Origin of the sequence: Aeromonas sp. MaB10011B, assembly GCF_017939325.1 — a bacterium.
Taxonomy (GTDB): Bacteria; Pseudomonadota; Gammaproteobacteria; order Enterobacterales; family Aeromonadaceae; genus Aeromonas; species Aeromonas caviae.
The window spans coordinates 1-18,225 of record NZ_JAGKRK010000029.1 but is presented as its reverse complement, the minus strand read 5'-3'; the positions used below and the strand labels follow the sequence as shown (position 1 = coordinate 18,225).

14 protein-coding genes are annotated in these 18,225 nt (G+C 63.6%); 6 read left to right on the top strand and 8 right to left on the bottom strand.

All coding sequences use genetic code 11. The features are described from left to right. Positions 1-42: 42 nt before the first annotated feature. Positions 43-1,014, top strand: a complete 972-nt coding sequence (locus tag J9893_RS09555) for a bile acid:sodium symporter family protein (RefSeq protein WP_143238218.1) — start codon at positions 43-45, stop codon at positions 1,012-1,014. 57 nt (positions 1,015-1,071) lie between these two features. Here J9893_RS09555 and ovoA read toward each other — a convergent pair whose 3' ends face one another. Continuing rightward, complete coding sequence (gene ovoA, locus J9893_RS09550; RefSeq protein WP_143238217.1) at positions 1,072-3,219, bottom strand: 5-histidylcysteine sulfoxide synthase; 2,148 nt, start codon at positions 3,217-3,219, stop codon at positions 1,072-1,074. Between the two features lie 298 nt (positions 3,220-3,517). Between ovoA and J9893_RS09545 the strand changes: the two genes are divergently transcribed. Further along, on the top strand, positions 3,518-4,240 hold the full coding sequence (locus J9893_RS09545) for a DUF2807 domain-containing protein (RefSeq protein ID WP_210600826.1): 723 nt from the start codon (positions 3,518-3,520) through the stop codon (positions 4,238-4,240). A 72-nt stretch (positions 4,241-4,312) separates the two neighbouring features. Here J9893_RS09545 and J9893_RS09540 read toward each other — a convergent pair whose 3' ends face one another. The 3 genes from J9893_RS09540 to J9893_RS09530 all read right to left on the bottom strand — a co-directional run bounded on the left by J9893_RS09540 (position 4,313) and on the right by J9893_RS09530 (position 6,910). Beyond that, entirely contained in the window at positions 4,313-4,819 is a 507-nt protein-coding gene (locus J9893_RS09540) for a DinB family protein (protein WP_210600827.1), read from the bottom strand. A gap of 63 nt (positions 4,820-4,882) precedes the next feature. Beyond that, entirely contained in the window at positions 4,883-5,731 is an 849-nt protein-coding gene (gene fghA / locus J9893_RS09535; protein WP_210600828.1) for an S-formylglutathione hydrolase, read from the bottom strand. A 51-nt stretch (positions 5,732-5,782) separates the two neighbouring features. Then, entirely contained in the window at positions 5,783-6,910 is a 1,128-nt protein-coding gene (locus tag J9893_RS09530; RefSeq protein ID WP_010672469.1) for an S-(hydroxymethyl)glutathione dehydrogenase/class III alcohol dehydrogenase, read from the bottom strand. 118 nt (positions 6,911-7,028) lie between these two features. Between J9893_RS09530 and J9893_RS09525 the strand changes: the two genes are divergently transcribed. Beyond that, positions 7,029-7,934, top strand: a complete 906-nt coding sequence (locus J9893_RS09525; protein WP_041212136.1) for a LysR substrate-binding domain-containing protein — start codon at positions 7,029-7,031, stop codon at positions 7,932-7,934. Positions 7,935-7,997: 63 nt separating this feature from the next. Here J9893_RS09525 and J9893_RS09520 read toward each other — a convergent pair whose 3' ends face one another. The 4 genes from J9893_RS09520 to J9893_RS09505 form a co-directional block, all read right to left on the bottom strand. Beyond that, entirely contained in the window at positions 7,998-8,963 is a 966-nt protein-coding gene (locus J9893_RS09520; protein WP_109112063.1) for an ABC transporter permease, read from the bottom strand. 2 nt (positions 8,964-8,965) lie between these two features. Beyond that, on the bottom strand, positions 8,966-10,084 hold the full coding sequence (locus J9893_RS09515; RefSeq protein ID WP_109112064.1) for an ABC transporter permease: 1,119 nt from the start codon (positions 10,082-10,084) through the stop codon (positions 8,966-8,968). 79 nt (positions 10,085-10,163) lie between these two features. Beyond that, positions 10,164-11,741 (bottom strand): ABC transporter ATP-binding protein, encoded by a 1,578-nt coding sequence (locus J9893_RS09510; RefSeq protein WP_210600829.1) that lies wholly within the window; start codon positions 11,739-11,741, stop codon positions 10,164-10,166. 86 nt (positions 11,742-11,827) lie between these two features. Further along, positions 11,828-12,826, bottom strand: a complete 999-nt coding sequence (locus J9893_RS09505) for a BMP family ABC transporter substrate-binding protein (protein WP_210600830.1) — start codon at positions 12,824-12,826, stop codon at positions 11,828-11,830. Between the two features lie 588 nt (positions 12,827-13,414). On the opposite strand from J9893_RS09505, the gene J9893_RS09500 reads away from it, so the two are divergent. From J9893_RS09500 to uvrD, 3 genes are all read left to right on the top strand, one after another. Further along, entirely contained in the window at positions 13,415-15,322 is a 1,908-nt protein-coding gene (locus tag J9893_RS09500; protein WP_143238215.1) for a hypothetical protein, read from the top strand. A gap of 4 nt (positions 15,323-15,326) precedes the next feature. Then, positions 15,327-15,788 (top strand): hypothetical protein, encoded by a 462-nt coding sequence (locus J9893_RS09495; RefSeq protein WP_124244684.1) that lies wholly within the window; start codon positions 15,327-15,329, stop codon positions 15,786-15,788. Positions 15,789-15,856: 68 nt separating this feature from the next. After that, complete coding sequence (gene uvrD, locus J9893_RS09490; RefSeq protein ID WP_143238214.1) at positions 15,857-18,028, top strand: DNA helicase II; 2,172 nt, start codon at positions 15,857-15,859, stop codon at positions 18,026-18,028. Positions 18,029-18,225 lie beyond the last annotated feature (197 nt).

Genomic DNA, 18,225 nt, shown 5'->3' with positions numbered 1-18,225 from the left:
GTCCCCATCCCGTGCGGGACGCGCTTTCTCTGGAGACTCCCCGTGCGTCTGGATCCTTTTACCTCTGTGCTGATTGCCGTGGTGGCCCTGGCCTCCTTCTTCCCCTGCGAGGGGCAGGTAGCCGTCTGGTTCGGTCTGCTGACCAAGCTGGCGGTGGCGCTCTTGTTCTTCATGCATGGCGCCAAGCTGTCGCGCCAGAACCTGCTGGCGGGCCTCGGCCACTGGCGGCTGCACCTGGTGGTGATGGCCAGCACCTTCGTGCTGTTTCCGCTGCTGGGGCTGCTGCTCACTCCACTGGTGCCCCACTGGCTGAGCCCGGCCATCTACCTCGGTTTCCTCTACCTCTGTGCCCTGCCCGCCACCGTGCAGTCGGCCATCGCCTTCACCTCCATGGCGGGGGGCAATGTGTCGGCGGCGGTGTGCAGCGCCTCGGCTTCCAGCATCCTCGGCATCTTCCTCTCGCCGGTGCTGGTGGGGCTGATGATCAATGTGCAGGGGGAGGGGGTCGATACCTGGCACTCCATTCAGGCCATCATGGTGCAGCTGATGCTGCCCTTCGTGGTGGGGCACCTGTCACGCCCCCTCATCGGTGGCTGGGTCGACAGCCATCGCCCGCTCATCGGCAAGCTGGACCAGAGCTCCATCCTGCTGGTGGTCTATGTGGCCTTCAGCGAGGCGGTGGTGCAGGGGATCTGGCACCAGGTCGGCTGGTATGATTTGGCCAGTATCGTGCTGCTGAGCTGCGTGCTGCTGGCACTGGTGCTGGGCTGGAACGTCTGGATCAGCCGCCGCCTCGGCTTCAACAGGGCGGACGAGATCACCATCGTCTTCTGTGGCTCCAAGAAGAGCCTGGCCAACGGGGTGCCCATGGCGAACGTCATGTTCCCCGCCGCCAGCGTCGGTGTCATGGTGCTGCCGCTGATGATCTTCCACCAGATCCAGCTGATGGTGTGCGCCGTGCTGGCCCGCCGCTACCGCGAGCAGGAGGCGGTGCCCCAGGTTCAGGAGGGGTAAGCGGTCCGGATAAAGAAGAGGGAGGCCATGGGCCTCCCTCTTTCGTTTGCCGCGTCGTCAGCGTTTGCGCCAGACGGTGAGCTGGGCCACCGTGTGCTGGTACTTGCGGGCGGTCTCGCGGATGACGAAGGGGACGTCCCTCGGGGGCATGTGCTCCTCGAACTCCTCCGCCAGCAGCCGTTGCAGCGCCTGATAGGTGCCGAGGGCCTCGCCGTTTTCCCGGATGCCGCCGAGCCAGTTGGCCTTGGGGGTGTAGTCGGTCAGCCAGGTGTAGGGGCTGGTGAGCACCAGCAGGCCGCCGCTGCGAAGGCGCGGGGCGATGTCCCGCAGGAAGCGGGCGGGCTCCCGCAGCCGGTCGATGAGGTTGGAGGCGAGCACCAGGTCGTAGTCGCCGTACCTGGGCTTGAGGTTGCAGGCATCCCCCTGGCTGAAGTGGACCCGCTCGCTCTGCCCGCGACCGAGCTCGTGGCGGGAGAGGCGCGCCTCGCAATATTCCACCAGATCCCCTTCCACCGGCACCGCGTAGCGGAAGCTGTCCTGTCTTGCCAGGGTCAGGGCCACGTCGATGAAGCGGGCCGAGTAGTCCACCCCGTCCACGTGGGCGAAGCTGCGAGCCAGTTCGAAGCTGGCGCGGCCGGTGGCGCAGCCGATGTCGAGCGCCCGCTCATGGCGGGTGCAGAGCTCGCTGGCAAGACCGGCCAGAGCCTCGGCGTAGTTGGCGACCCCGAAGTGGCTCGGGCCGTACTGGAAGTCGAGATACTGGGCGACGAGCGTGTCGGTTTCATAAGGGTTCACGATGACGGGCTCCTGATGGCGTGAGACCAGGTAGCGGAAGCCCGCGTGCTGGAAGAAGTGGCGACGGAAGGCGTAGCGGGAGGATTTGAGTGCCTCGTTGCCGGTGCTGATCCAGCTCCCGCCCTTGATGAGGGTGTGCTTGCCGTCGAAGGTGGGGGTGGAGAAGTCGTCGTAGAGGGGGTGCACCTTGAACCCCTCGAAGCCGTCGATGGCGGTGCTGGTCCACTGCCAGACGTTGCCAACCAGATCGAAGAAGCTGCCCTGGGGGCAGGCATCCACCGGGCAGGAGGAGGCGAAGCGGGCCAGGTTGATGTTGCCGGGGGCCTCCATCCAGTCCGGCTGATCGCCGGCCAGTTGCTCCCGCAGCAGCATCCACTCCCCCTCGCTTGGCAACTGGATGGGAAGGCCGGTCTGATCCGCCTTCCAGCGGCAGAAGGCGGCGGCCTCCAGCTGGTTCACCTCCACCGGCCAGTCCCAGGGCATGGGGACCTGCTCGGTCATCAGCCGCAGTTGCAACTGCTCGGGTTCATTGGGATCGCCGACCCAGAAGGTGGGCATGCGGGCGTTGGCATACTGGCGCCAGCCCCGGCCCTCGTCGTCCCACCAGCCGGGCGCTTCATATCCGCCTGCCTGCACGAAGGCCAGGTACTCGGCGTTGCTCACCAGCATACGGCTGGCCTGGAAGGGGGCCAGCTCGATGTGGCGCTCGCCGTATTCGTTGTCCCAGCCGTAGGTGGCATCCTGCTTGCCGAGTCGCACCTGGCCGCCGGCCACCGGCAGCAGGGTGTTGACGGGGACGGCGGCGAGATCGTGGCGCGCCTCGGGGCAGACCGGCCACTGGGGCTGGCTGCGCACCCAGGCCAGGGGCAGCTGGCGGATCAGCACACTGGAGGTCTCGAGGTGAATGCGCTCGTGCTCTATGCCCATCAGGATGACCCAGGCTGGGCTCTGCCAATGGATGGGCAGCTCGATCGGCATCCGCTCGATGAAATCACACACCAGGGCGCGCACCCGGCCGCGGTAGGCGCGCAGTTCGGCCACCGTGGGCCAGTCGTAGTGGGTTTCGTCCAGATCGTCCCAGCTCATCTCGTCCACCCCGATGGCGACCAGGGCCTCGATGCGGGGGTCGAGCCGACTCTCGATGAGACGGGCCGCCAACAGCTTGTTGACGAAGAAGGCGGCGGTATGGCCGTAGTAGAAGATGAGCGGGTGGCGCAGGGGGATCGCCTTGTTGAACCAGGCCCGCTCGTCGGCCAGGCAGTCGAACAGCGAGTCGTAGAGATCGAAGGTCTGGCAGAAGTAGGCGAGCAGCTCGCGGCGCTTGTGGTCGGGATCGTCGCCGGTCAGCAGCGGGGTGCGGGTGGGGGCAGGCAGGCCCGGATGGACGAATGAGTGGCTGGCTTGGGTCACGCTCTGACTCCTTGTTGATTCTGGCGGGTGAAGCAGCGATGGAGTGCTCTATACGCACCAGGTATCACTATTGGCTCAACGAACCGGGGCGGCAACCAAAAAAATGGGTCAACACCCCCCTTCGGGTGTGGTCAGATTGACCAGATTGTGGTCTGAATGACTCTTTGTTGTGTGCCCTTCGAGCCTCGAAATATTGAAATGGATAGATAAATCATGATGTTAACCATATGGCACAGGGTTTGCTGATTGCCACTCACCTGCCGCGCCGTGCGGCAAAGAGGAAACGAGGAGTAGCGGGATGAAATGGATGCTGGGAGTGGTGCTGGCCCTGGGACTGACCGGATGCAGCTGGCAGGATGACGTCAAGGTGCGCGGGGAGGGGGCCGTGGTGGAGCAGCAGCATCCCCTGGGGCGGGAGGTGACCCGGGTGCTGGCGGGCGTGCCCGCCAACCTGTACCTGGTGGCGGGAGAGAGCCACACCCTCAGGGTCAAGGGGGAGGCCAACCTGCTGCCCTATCTGGTACTCACCGAGCAGGGGGAGAAGCTGGAGATCGAGGTCAAGGATGGCTACCGGCTCGACCCCACCCAGCCGCTGGAGATCACCATCCCCCTGCCGACGCTGCACGAGTTGGCACTGGCGGGAGTTGGCAACGGCACCTTGCGCGACTTCAAGGGGGATGATCTGGTGCTCTCCCTGGCGGGCACGGGGGACATCGTCGCCAGCGGGCTGACGCTGGATCGGCTGGAGGGCAACATCGCCGGGCTGGGCAACCTGGATCTGGGGCAGGGCTCCGCCCGGGTGATGGCGCTGAACATCGCCGGCGCCGGTGGCGTCAAGGGGGCCGGGCTCGCCAGCGAGGAGGTCGAGGTGAGCATCGCCGGCAGTGGCGAGGTCGAGGTGCGGGCCCGGTCGCGGCTCAAGATAGAGATCGCTGGTGCCGGTGCGGTCAACTACTGGGGCAGCCCAGCGCTGACCAGCGAGATCGCGGGCTCGGGTCAGGTGAGTCGGTTGGGGAGCTGATCCCATCACCGCAACAATGAAAAAGGCCCCTCGGGGCCTTTTTTGCAGGATGCGACACTGTGGGGCGACGCCTCACTCGAGGGGGAGTGCGAGGCCCAGATCGGCGTTCAGGCGCATCAGCAGCCACTGCATGCCGGCGAGGTGCTGGTGGTCATGGCTGATGAGCAGGCGCACCAGACCGTCCAGGGTCACCTCCCCATAGCCGCCATAGCGGGCGCGGCGCTGCCAGGCGTCGGACGGCACCGTCTTCAGCCATTCGACGGTCTGCAGGCGGACGGTGCGAAAGCGGTCGAGCTGCGTGGCGGTATCCTGTCGGGGGTAATCATGGTCCAGCGCCAGCTGATAACCATCGAGGGAGGCGAGTTCCGGCAGGCTCTCCGCCAGGGTGCGACGAAACCGCACCTGATAGCCCAGCACCTCGATGTCCAGCAGGTGGCAGAGGTGCCCCCTGGCACTGAAACGCTCGGAGGGGATCCCGGCCCAGTTGGCGGGTTCCCAGTCCAGACGGTCGGTGGGGACCTGTGCCAGCAGCCGCTCGAACTGATCAGGCATGGCCAGCAATGTGGTGAAGAGAGGCATCCTTGTCTCCTGTTTCCGGGTGAATGGCCGCCCGCTGACGGGGCGGCCACGAGCGGATCAGCCTCAGGCCGGTTCGCCCAGGTGGTTGGCGTGAAAGCGCAGGTGTGCCTCGATGAAGCTCGCCACGAAGTAATAGCTGTGGTCGTAGCCGGCATGGCGGTTGAGCGTCAGGGGCCACGCCCGGGTGGCGGCCACTTCGGCCAGGGTGTCGATGCCGAGCTGCTCCGCCAGGAAGGGGTCGTCCAGCCCCACGTCCACCAGGGTCGGCAGGGGCGGGCTGTCGTGGTGGCGCAGCAGTTGGCAGGCATCCCACTCCTGCCACAGCAGGGGGTTGTTGCCGAGGTAGGCGCCGAGGGCCTTCTGGCCCCAGGGGCAGCGGCTCGGGTGGCTGATGGGGCTGAAGGCCGACACCGAGCGGTAGCGACCCGGCTCGCGCAGGGCGGCGATGAGGGCGCCGTGGCCCCCCATGGAGTGGCCGCTGATGGCGCGCTTCGTCGAGACCGGGAAGTGGGTCTCGATGAGCTCGGGCAGCTCCCGGGTGACGTAATCGTACATCTGGTAGTGATCCCGCCAGGGGGTCTGGGTGGCGTTGACGTAGAACCCCGCCCCCTTGCCGAGGTCATAGCCGGGATCGTCCGCCACCCCTTCACCGCGGGGGCTGGTGTCCGGCGCTACCAGAGCGATGCCGAGCTCGGCGGCGATGCGCTGGGCCCCGGCTTTTTGCATGAAGTTCTCGTCGGTGCAGGTGAGACCGGAGAGCCAGTAGAGCACCGGGACTTTCTGGCCGGTGAGTGCCTGGGGCGGCAGGTAGATGGCGAAGCGCATCTCGCACCCCAGCACATTGGAGCGGTGGCGATACTGCTTGTGCCAGCCGCCGAAGCTCTTGTTGCTGCTGATGATGTCCAGATTCATGTAAGGACTCCTTGCCCCGCCCATGCATCGATGGGCGGGGCGCTCATGGGATCAGTAGTGGATGACGGTGCGGATGCTCTTGCCTTCGTGCATCAGATCGAACGCCTCGTTGATCTGCTCGAGGGGCATGGTGTGGGTGATGAAGTCGTCCAGCTTGAACTCACCCTGCATGTAGCGCTGTACGTAGCTCGGCAGCTCGCTGCGACCGCGCACGCCCCCGAAGGCGCTGCCGCGCCACACCCGGCCGGTGACCAGCTGGAACGGACGGGTGCTGATCTCCTGGCCCGCGCCGGCCACGCCGATGATGACCGATTCGCCCCAGCCCTTGTGGCAGCACTCCAGCGCCGCGCGCATCACCTTGACGTTGCCGATGCACTCGAAGGAGAAGTCGACGCCGCCGTCGGTCATCTCGACGATCACCTCCTGAATGGGCTTGTCGAACGTGTTCGGGTTGATGCAGTCGGTGGCGCCCAGCTTGCGGGCCAGCTCGAATTTGCTCTCGTTGATGTCGATGGCGATGATGCGGCCGGCCTTGGCCAGGCGAGCGCCTATGATGGCAGAGAGGCCGATGCCCCCCAGCCCGAAGATGGCGACGCTCTCACCCTCTTTCACCTTGGCGGTGTTCATCACGGCGCCGATGCCGGTGGTGACGCCGCAGCCCAGCAGGCAGACCTCTTCCAGGGGGGCGGCCGGATCCACCTTGGCGATGGAGATCTCGGGCAGTACCGTGTATTCGCTGAAGGTGGAGGTGCCCATGTAGTGGTAGATGGGCTGGCCGTCCTTGGAGAAGCGGGTGGTGCCGTCCGGCATCAGCCCCTTGCCCTGGGTGGCGCGGATCTTCTGGCACAGGTTGGTCTTGCCGGATTTGCAGAACTTGCACTCGCCGCACTCGGGGGTGTAGAGCGGGATCACGTGATCGCCGACCTTGACGCTGGTGACGCCTTCGCCAACGGACTCGACGATACCGCCCCCTTCATGGCCCAGGATGCAGGGGAAGACCCCTTCCGGATCTTCACCGGAGAGGGTGAAGGCATCGGTGTGGCAGACGCCGGTCGCGACGATGCGCACCCGCACCTCGCCGGCCTGTGGCGGCATGACCTCGACCTCTTCGATGGAGAGGGGCTGACCCGGTCCCCAGGCGATGGCGGCTTTACACTTGATGCTCTGAACCTGTGCCATGAATGACGTCCTCGTAGTGGTTGGATGAACGGAAATGAGTTCGGAGATCCAGTGTAGTTTCCCGCCGATTTGGTGATAATAACGCTAAGTATCAAATCACTTTTACACACAGGTAATAATGTTCGGCTGGGAAGGGGTCTGTGAATTTGTCAGCGTGGCGGAGCAGGGGGGCTTTACCCCGGCCGCACGCAAGCTCGGGGTATCGGTGGCCCAGGTGAGCCGCCAGGTGGCGCAGCTCGAAGACAGGCTGCAGGCCAAGCTGCTGCTGCGCACCACCCGCCAGGTGCGACTCACCGAACTCGGGGAGATCTATTTTCGCCACTGCCGCCAGTTGCTGGACAACCTCTACGAGGCGGAGCTGGCGGTGGGGCGTTATCAGGCGGTGCCCCAGGGCTCCTTGCGCATCACGGCCCCGGTCTCCTACGGCGAGAGCCGCATCGCCCCCCTGGTGAACGACTTCATGGTGCGCTTCCCCCAGCTGGAGGTGACCCTCAATCTCACCAACCAGTTGCTGGATCTGGTGCACGAGGGGTTCGATCTGGCGATCCGCCTCGGCCACCTCAAGGATTCGACCCTGGTGGCCCGCAAGCTGGCGCAGCGGGTACCCTATGTGTGCGCCTCCCCCGCCTACACCGCCCGCCACGGCATGCCCAACAGTCTCTCGGAGCTGGCCCGTCACACCTGCCTGGTGGGCAACGGGGACGAGTGGCACTTCACCCTGAACGGTAAACCCCACAGCGTGCGGGTACGCGGTCTGCTTCAGTGTAACAGCGGCCACGCCCTGCTGGATGCGGCCATCAAGGGGATCGGCATCATCCAGCTGCCGGACTACTACGTGAGCGACCACCTCGCCCGGGGGGAGCTCATCGAGCTGCTGCCGGAGCTGCGGGCCCCCGAGGAGGGGATCTGGGCCCTCTATCCCCACAACCGCCACCTCTCCCCCAAGGTGCGGCTGCTGGTGGACTATCTGGCCGAGCGCCTCAGCGATCCCCACCAACCCGCCCTGGTACGGCCCATCGGCTGAGCCGTCGCCCGAAAAAGAAAAGGCCCGCATGTGCGGGCCTTTTGCATGGCATGAAGGGCGGGGCTATTCCCGCTCCTTGACGTAGGGGGTGCCGAGGGCCTTGGGGGCCACCGCCTTGCCGATGAAACCGGCCAGCAGGAAGACCGTCAGGATGTAGGGCAGCGCCTCGATGGCCTGCACCGGGATCGGGAAATCGCCGATGCTGACCCCTTGCAGCCGGATGGCGACCGCGTCGAGGAAGCCGAACAGCAGACAGGCCGCCATGGCGTTCCAGGGGCGCCACTTGCCGAACACCAGGGCCGCCAGCGCCATGAAGCCCTTGCCCGCGCTCATGTTGGGGATGAACTGGGCAGTCTGGGCCACCGCCAGATAGGTGCCCCCGATCCCCGCCAGCAGGCCACCGATGATGAGGGCGGTGTAGCGCATCCGCACCACGGAGATGCCTGCGGTATCCACCGCGGCCGGGGCCTCGCCCACCGCCCGCAGCCGCAGGCCGAAGCGGGTGCGGAACAGCACCCACCAGGCCAGGGGTACGGCGGCGAAGGCCACGTACTCCAGCAGGGAGTGACCGCTCAAGAGCTCGCTGTAGAGCTGGCCGATGACGGGCACGTCATAGAGCTCCTTGGCATAGGGCAGGTCGATGGGGGCGAAGCGCGCCGCGCCGGAGAGCGCCGGGGTCTGGCCCCCCTGATCGAACCAGTAGCGCCCCAGGGTCACGGTGAGACCGGCCGCCAGGATGTTGATGGCCATGCCGCTCACCACCTGATCACCCCGGTGGGTGATGGTGGCGAAGCCGTGCAGCAGGGCGAACAGGATGGAGATCCCCACCCCGACCCCCAGCCCAATCCAGGCGGAACCGGTGACGGCGGCGGCCGCCGCACTGGCGAAGGCGGAGGCCAGCAGCTTGCCCTCCAGGGCGATGTTGACCACCCCGGAGCGTTCACAAAACATCCCGGCCATGGCCGCCAGGATGAGCGGAGGCGCGGTACGAATGGTCGCATCCAGCATCAATATCAGCGTTTCGAACATGGTCAGGCTCCTTTGACTTGCGCGGCTGAACGGTTGGCAAAGGCCAGATAGGCCTGCTCGATGCGCGGGCGCAGCATGTGCTCCAGGGCGCCGCAGAACAGGATCACCAGACCCTGCAGCACCACGACGATGTTGCGGTCCACCCCGAACTCGAAGCTGAGCTCGGCGCCGCCCTGGTAGAGGAAGCCGAACAGCAGGCTGGCGATGATGACGCCGACCGGGTGGTTGCGGCCCATCAGGGCCACCGCGATGCCGGTGAAGCCGAAGCCTTCCACGAAGTTGAGCTTGATCTGGTGCAGCTCACCCTGCAGCACGTTGAGGGCGAAGAAGCCCGCCAGCATGCCGGAGATCACCATGGCCAGGATCACCACCTTGGGATAGGAGATGCCCGCATAGGCGGAGGCACTCTGGCTCGCACCCACGGAGCGGATCTCGTAGCCCCAGCGGGTATGCCAGATGAAGACCCACACCAGGGCCGCACAGATCAGCGCCCAGAAGAAGCTGATGTTGAGGGGGCTGTTGGGCATGGCGATGCCGAAACCGGCCGCCAGCTCGCTCATCTTCGGCAGCCAGCTCGCCACGGCGAACACCTTGCTCTCGGTGGCCATGGATCCTGGCGGCTTGAAGACGTCGACCAAGAGGTAGGCCATCAGGGAGGCGGCGATGAAGTTGAACATGATGGTGGTGATGACGATGTGGCTGCCCCGCTTGGCTTGCAGCCAGGCCGGGATGAAGGCCCAGGCCGCGCCGAACAGGCCGCCGGCGATGATGGCGAGCGGCAGGAGCAGGGCGAACGGCAGCACGTCCCCGAGCAGCAGACAGACCAGACCGACCCCGAGGCCGCCGATATAGGCCTGCCCTTCACCGCCGATGTTGAACAGGCCGGCGTGGAAGGCCACCGCCACCGCCAGACCGGTGAAGATGAAACCGGTGGCGTAGTAGAGGGTGAAGCCTATCCCCTCGCCGGTGCCGAAGGCGCCGTACCACATGATTTCGGCTGCCTCGATGGGGCTGATGTCGAGGTAATAGAACAGGATGGCCGACACCAGGAAGGCCAGCAGGATATTGACTGCGGGCAGCACGCCCACGGATATCCAGGCAGGAACACGTGCTTGGCTCATGAATGGGCCTCCTTGATATCGTCGGGGACTGGTGTGTTGACCATCATCAGGCCGAATCCGTTACAAGTGGTTGTGACCTTCATGATGTGGCTCCTTGTGATTGGCTTGCCGCCACGTCGTCAGGAACTATGTTCGCCATCATCAGGCCGATGGTGCGTTCATCCGCCCTGGCGCCGTCCAGCTCGCCGACGATGCGGCCATCGGCGATGACCAGAATGCGGTCGGAGAGGCTCATGATCTCATCCAGCTCCACCGACACCAGCAGCACCGCCTTGCCATTGTCGCGCATGGCGATGATCTGCTGGTGGATGTACTCAATGGCGCCGATGTCGACGCCCCGGGTCGGCTGGCCGACCAGCAGCACATCCGGGTCCTGCTCCACTTCCCGGGCGATCACCAGCTTCTGCTGGTTGCCGCCGGAGAAGTTGGCGGTCTTGTGCTCCGGGCTCGGCGGGCGCACGTCCCACTTGTCCATCTTGGCCTGGCAATCCTGGCGGATCGCCTCCTTGTCCTGCAGCCAGCCCTTGTTGTACTGGGCACGGCGGTGATAGCCGAGGATGAAGGCCTCTTTCGCCTCGAAGCGGTTGATGAGCCCCATCTTGTGCCTGTCTTCCGGGATGTGGCCGAGGCCGAAGTTGCGCACCTGCTCCGGATCGGCCGGGTGGCTCTGGCTCACCTCGTGGCGCTGCGCCCCGGCGATGGTGAAGCCGCCCTTGCTGGGCTTGAGGATGCCGCCGAGCATGCTGAGCAGCTCGGACTGGCCGTTGCCGGAGACCCCGGCGATGCCGACCACTTCCCCCGCCCGCACTTCGAAGCTGACGGACTTGACCCGTTCCACCCCGGCGTCATCGACGTAAGAGAGGCCCTCGACCTTGAGCTTGGCCTCGCCCGGCTGGGCGGTGCCCTTGTCGACCTTGAGGCGCACCTTGCGGCCCACCATCAGCTCGGCGAGCTGCTCCTTGTCGGTATCCCTGGTGGCGACATGGGCCACCATCTCACCCCGGCGCATGATGGAGACCTGATCCGTGATGGCCAGGATCTCCCGCAGCTTGTGGGTAATGAGGATGACGGTCGCCCCCTGATCCCGCAGCTTTTTCAGCACCTCGAACAGGTGATCCGCCTCTTGCGGGGTCAGTACCCCGGTGGGCTCGTCGAGGATCAGGATGCGGGCACCGCGATAGAGCGCCTTGAGGATCTCGACCCGCTGTTGCAGGCCCACCGGCAGATCCTCGACCTTCTCGTGCAGCGGCACCTCGAGACCATAGTCCCGTGCCAGCTCGCCCAGCAGCTTCTCGGCGGCCGCCAGGCTCTTGCCCAGGCGCCAGCCGTTCTCGGCGCCGAGGATGACGTTTTCCAATACGGTAAAGTTGTTCACCAGCATGAAGTGCTGGTGCACCATGCCCACGCCTGCGGCAATCGCATCTTGGGAGCCATGGGGTTTGAACGGATTCCCGTCGATCAGCATCTCGCCTCTGTCGGCGTGGTAGAAACCGTAAATGATGCTCATCAGGGTCGACTTGCCGGCGCCATTTTCGCCGACGATGCCGTGAATGCTGCCTTTACGAACCTGAAGGTCGATCTGCTTGTTGGCGTACACGTCGCCGAACCGCTTATCGATACCCCTTAATTCGATGGCATAGCGATCTGTCTGGTCCATGATGCAGTCCTTGCGGGTCATGAAGTAGAGACTAAAAACCGGCCCGTGCGGGCCGGTCATCACTGGTTGAGAGTCGTAGCAGGGACTCAGTACTTGCAGGAGTTGTCGCTCATGTAGTCGTGCACCTTGATCTTGCCGGCGATGATGTCGGCCTTGATGCTCTCGACCTTGGCTTTCATTTCCGGGGTGATCAGCTTGGCGTTGTTCTCGTCCAGCGCCCAGTCAACCCCGCCTTCGGCCAGACCCAGGGACTGGATGCCCGGCTTCCAGCTGCCCTTGGCGGCGTCATCCCAGCTCTTGTACGCGGCCAGACCCACGGACTTGACCATGGAGGTCAGCATGGTGCCCGGTTGCAGGTGGTTCTGGTTGGAATCCACACCGATGGCCAGCTTGCCTTCGTCCTTGGCAGCCTGATAGACACCGATACCGGTGCCACCGGCGGCGGCATAGACCACATCGGCGCCCTTGGCGAACTGGGACTTGGCCAGTTCTGCACCCTTGGCCGGGTCGGCGAAGGCTGCCGGGGTGGAGCCGGTCATGTTCTGATAGACGTCGATCTTCGGATTGATGTACTTGGCGCCTTGCTCATAGCCGCACTGGAACTTGCGGATCAGCGGGATGTCCATGCCGCCCACGAAGCCGACCTTGCCGGTCTTGGAGGCGATGGCCGCCAGGGCACCCACCAGGAAGGAACCTTCATGCTCCTTGAAGATGAGAGACTGGACGTTCGGCTTGTCGACCACCATGTCGATGATGGTGAACTGGGTGTTCGGGAACTCGGTGGCGACTTTCTCTACCGCGGAACCCATGTTGAAGCCGACGGCGATGATGGGGCCGTTGCCACGGCTGGCCAGACGACGCAGGCCCTGCTCGCGCTGGGCTTCGTTCTGGGGTTCGAACTCCTTGACCTTGACGCCTTTGTCCTTGTTGTAGACTTCGACGCCGTTGCGGAACACGGCTTCGTTGAAGGACTTGTCGAATTTGCCTGCGGTGTCATAGATGACGGCGGGCTCGGAGGCTGCCTGGGCGGACAGGGCAGCGAGGGTGAGGGCGGCCACGGTGGCCAGCTTGAGCACTTTAGTCACGATCGTATCCTTGATTGTTATGTGAGGGTCCACAACCTGTCTTGGCAGGTCATAAAGCACGCTGGCTAACTGTAAGTGAGCCAGCCCGTTGGTCAAGGGGATCATAGAGGAAAAACGTTTGCGTTAACGGTTTGAAATATAAGCAAATTGCCTTATAAGTGTTTGTTTTATGGTGTTTTTGCAGAATTAAATTCCGGGATTAATAGGGCTCGATCGACATTTGTGTTTGGATTCATGACGTTAGGCGCAACCGTTTTCCTCCCCTGATGAAAAAACTGGCTTCCATCGGCACCAGCCCTGCGGCCTCATCGACGCCACATTGGCGGGCTGGCTGGCTGATCGCCAGGAGATCCGCCCCGGGTGTGACAGCCCAAGATGGGTGGCTATTTTCCCTCCCAGGGCCGTCGTCTGTGGCCGTTTTTCCTGCTCGCTCGGGGCCTGCGTGATGGCAAGCACACTCATATGGAAATGCATTGGTGTTTGTCATATGGGTACGCTAGGTTATACCCGGATTAACTTGGCCCCCGGGATGGGGCCGTATTTTTTACATTTGTTCGGGTGATAAAAATGAAAAAAAATGTGCTGAGTATGGCAGTGGCTTGTGTGTTGTCCGGTGTCATGTTGACCGCTTGCGGGGGCGGTGGTGACGATAACGGTGGTGGCAGCAATGGTGGCAACAATGGCGGTGGCACCGACACCGGCAGCAAGCCTCTTCACACTGCCGTCTTCCTGGATTCCGTCGTGGGTGGCCTCGACTATCGGTGCAACGATTACACCGGTGTCACCAATGCCAAGGGTGAATTCCTGTTTGATGATGGCGACACCTGCGAATTCGCATTGGGCAACCAGCGCCTGGGGGCGGTGACCCTCAAGGCGGGCAACTCGCTGGTGACCCCTTACACCCTGGCGGGTGACGACAAGGAGAAAGCGATCCGCATTGCGGCATTGCTGCAGACGCTCGACAGCGACAGCAATCCGGAGAACGGCATCACCCTCGACAAGGCGCAGGTCGCGCAACTGGGGATCGTCGAACTGGGTAGCGATGACGCCTTCAACACCTCCCTGGTCGAGGCGCTGAAAACAGCGGGCCTCACCAAGGCCGTCGTCTCTCTGGCTGCGGCGAAAGCCCACCTCTCCGCCACCCTGGCTGGCGTCAATGGCCGCTCCGTGGCGGTCGACAAGGTGCTGAGCGATCTGCAGGGACTGACCGATCTGAAAAACCTGGACGTCGAGAGCAAGTTCAAGGAGTACAAGGAGACCCTGCAGGCCGAGACCGGTGAGAGCGGCAAGGCCGATCGCCAGATCGTGCTGGCCATGCTGACCATGCTGGAGGTGACCAACAACCCCGTGGTGGCTGAACGCTTGGGCTTCACCTCGTCCGCCATTGGCAGTGGTTACAGCACCAGCCTGGCCAAGGTGATGGATGTCATCATCCACACCCCCGGCACCGCCTCCGTGGCGCTCAAAGGTGGCAAGGGATATACCCGTGACGTGGCCAAGCTGATGGGCGCCTATGCCGACAGCCTGGAAAACGTCGCGGCTGCCCTGGCCGATATCCAGGATCCGGATTACAGCGCCACCTATGGCGATAACGATACCGTCACCCTCAACCTCGACGGTGCCAAGGCACTGCGGGCGTCTGCGATGGCGATGGCATCGGCCCTCAACATCGCCGCCTCCTACCAGTACGGTCCGGACAGCGCCTATGTCACCCAGCAGGAAGAAGTGACCTTGCCGCGTATGCACATCAAGGACACCTGGGGCATGCAGCCGACCACCACCAATGAAGAGAGCAGCAGCACCTTCGAGACCCAGTTCAGTCAGCAGGAAATCGAGCCGGATGCGCTGGTGGCGCACGCCGATTTCTTCCGTTTGACCGACGATGCCAAGGCACGGTTGGCCAAGGCCAAGTCTCAGTTGAAGGATGCGGTGAGCCTCGCTCTGACCATCGATCAGAGCAAGCTGGACGAATCGTTGACCCAGGATGAGATCGAGGCCAATGCCGCGACTCTCAAGGAGCTGGCGAACCACTTTGCAGGCACTGTGCCCACTATCCAGTGGGAAAGCGTCGAGACCCGATACGTCAATACCGGCATGGGCTGGCAGCCTCAAGAGGTGGGGGTGAAGTACAACATCAATGTGCTGCCGTTCTTCGATGAGATGCTGGATCGCAGTGACATGACCATCAAGGTGACCGGCGGCTGTGATGGCGCCGTGGGGGCGCGGGATGCCGAGCTGTCCAAGGCCATGGGAGAGCCCATGTGTCTCATCACGAGCGACGAGTTCAAGGCACTTGCCCAGAGCGATCGCGGCGCACTGAAGTACATCGGCTGGATGCAGGAAGATCAGGAGAGCCACACCGCCATCTATGCCAAGGGGGTGGGTTATGACTGGTCAACCCAGATGACGCCGGTGGCCGGGTCGACCTTTGACAAGGTCTTCGTCTCCTGTACCGACCTGGATGACAACAAGGTCAACTGTGCCGATCAGCTGTAAACCAGTGGGAGCGCTCCTGACGGGGGCGCTCCTGTTGTGGATGCCGGTGGCACAGGCTGCCGGCATGCTGACGCGCTACACCGATTATCGGGAGCGTGTCTTCGATCGTCAGGGTCAGTTGCAATATCAATTGACCACCCACGAATACTTGCAGCGGATGCCCAGCGGGCGTCCGTCATTGTCCAGTCTGTTTGCGTTGCGAGAGATGCAACGAGCATCACTGCAGCTCAAGCAGGGCACCTTGATGGTCAATGACGTCATCGTGCGCTTCGAGCATGGGCATTATCAGGACGGCATGCTGGTGATGGGGAACACGGAAGTGACCCTGCCTGAGGGTCGCATGCTGGCCGCTTCACTGCGATTTGATCCCGTCCAGCAGGTGCTGGATGCCCCCCGCGCCCGGTTGCTCAGCTTTTCCGGTGAGGTACTGGGCCAATACCGGGACTATCACCGCCCCCTTCGTTGATCCTGCCGGTTGGTCTCTGGCGGCTCAGGCCGTATAATCCCCGCCTGTATAAATAAACAGGAGTGGTGATGGACGTTTCAACCCTGCTCGACGGGCTCAATGACAAGCAAAGAGACGCGGTGGCGGCCCCCCGTTGCAACCTGCTGGTGCTGGCCGGTGCCGGTTCGGGCAAGACCCGGGTGCTGGTGCACCGTATCGCCTGGCTGATGCAGGTGGAACGCTGTTCACCCTTCTCCATCATCGCGGTGACCTTTACCAACAAGGCGGCGGCCGAGATGCGCGGCCGGGTCGAAAAAGTGATCGGTGACGGCGTGCGCGGCATGTGGATCGGCACCTTCCACGGCATCGCCCACCGATTGCTGCGGGCCCACCATCTGGATGCAGGGCTGCCACAGGATTTCCAGATCCTCGACTCCGACGACCAGTACCGCCTCATTCGCCGGGTGCTCAAGGCGCTCAACCTCGACGAGAAGCACTGGGCTCCGCGCGCCGTGATGGGCTACATCAACGGCAAGAAGGACGAGGGGCTGCGCCCCGGCGACATCGACCTTTACGGCGACCCCGTCACCCGCACCTATCAGCAGATCTACAAGACCTATCAGGAGACCTGCGATCGCTCCGGGCTGGTGGATTTTGCCGAGCTCCTGCTGCGCGCCCACGAGCTGTGGCTGAACAAGCCCCACATCCTCGAGCACTACCGGGATCGCTTCCAGAACATCCTGGTGGACGAGTTCCAGGATACCAACGGCATCCAGTACGCCTGGCTGCGGATGCTGGCCGGCGACACCGGCAAGGTGATGATCGTCGGCGACGATGACCAGTCCATCTACGGCTGGCGCGGCGCCAAGATTGAGAACATCCAGCGTTTCCTGACCGACTATGAGGGGGCGCAGACCATCCGCCTGGAGCAGAACTACCGCTCCACCGCCAATATCCTCAAAGCCGCCAACAGCGTCATCGCCAACAATGCGGAGCGCCTTGGCAAGGAGCTGTGGACCGAAGGGGCCGAGGGCGAGCCGATTTCGCTGTACGCCGCCTTCAACGAGGTGGACGAAGCGCGCTTCGTGGTCGGCCGCCTCAAGGATTGGAAGGAAAAAGGGGGCCTGTTGGCCGACTGCGCCATCCTCTATCGCTCCAACGCCCAGTCGCGGGTGCTGGAAGAGGCGCTGATGCAGGACGCCATGCCCTACCGCATCTACGGCGGCCTGCGCTTCTTCGAGCGGCAAGAGATCAAGGACGCCATGGCCTACCTGCGGCTTATCAACAACCGTGGCGACGACGCCAGTTTCGAGCGGGTGGTCAACACCCCGACCCGCGGCATCGGCGATCGCACCCTCGAGATCCTGCGCGGCAACGCCCGCGATCAGGGGCTCAACCTGTGGCAATCGGCCAAGACCCTGCTGGGCGACAAGGTGCTGACCGGTCGCGCCGGTAACGCGGTGCGCGGCTTTGTGGATCTCATCGACGCGCTGGAGGAGCAGGTCTCCCTGCTGCCACTGCACCAGCAGGCGGACATCGTCATCCAGCACTCCGGCCTCAAGGCGATGTATCTGGCGGAAAAAGGCGAGAAATCCCAGGCGCGGGTAGAGAACCTGGACGAACTGGTCACCGCTTGCCGTCAGTACCAGCGCCCGGACGAGCTGGAAGAGATGAGCGATCTCTCCGCCTTCCTCGCCCATGCGGCGCTGGAATCCGGCGAGAATCAGGCGGACGAATATGCCGATGCGGTGCAGCTGATGACATTGCACAGCGCCAAGGGGCTGGAATATCCCCTGGTGCTGCTGGTCGGCGTCGAGGAAGGCATGTTCCCCAGCCAGCAATCCACCGAGGAGTCAGGCCGGCTGGAAGAGGAGCGGCGCCTCTGTTACGTCGGCATGACCCGCGCCATGGAGAAGCTCTACATCTGTTATGCGGAGAGCCGCCGCATCTACGGCCGCGAGATGTTCCACAAACCGAGCCGCTTTATCCGCGAAATGCCCGCCGAGTGTCTGGAAGAGATCCGGCTGCGCACTCAGGTCAGCCGCCCCACCCAGTACGGCCGCTTTAGCCAGAATGAGGTGCAGCAGAGCTTCGACGCCAGCGGCATCAAGCTCGGCCAGCGGGTGCTCCATCCGAAATTCGGCGAAGGGATAGTGCTCAACTTTGAAGGGGTCGGCCAGCAGAGCCGGGTGCAGATCCAGTTCGACGACGTCGGCGCCAAGTGGCTGGTGACGGCGTATGCCAGACTGGAAGCGCTTTGATTTTTCCTACCTTTTGAAATAACCAACCCGGCTTAGGCCGGGTTGATGGTTTGTATGGAGATGGTATTCACCTGACAGTTGCCCACAAAAGGGAGTGGTCATACGGCTTCAAACCGGATAACAAAACGGTACCCCTACCGTGTTATCTGGAGTCACCGTATGACCACCAACGAGAAAGTAGCACGTCGTAAACTCAG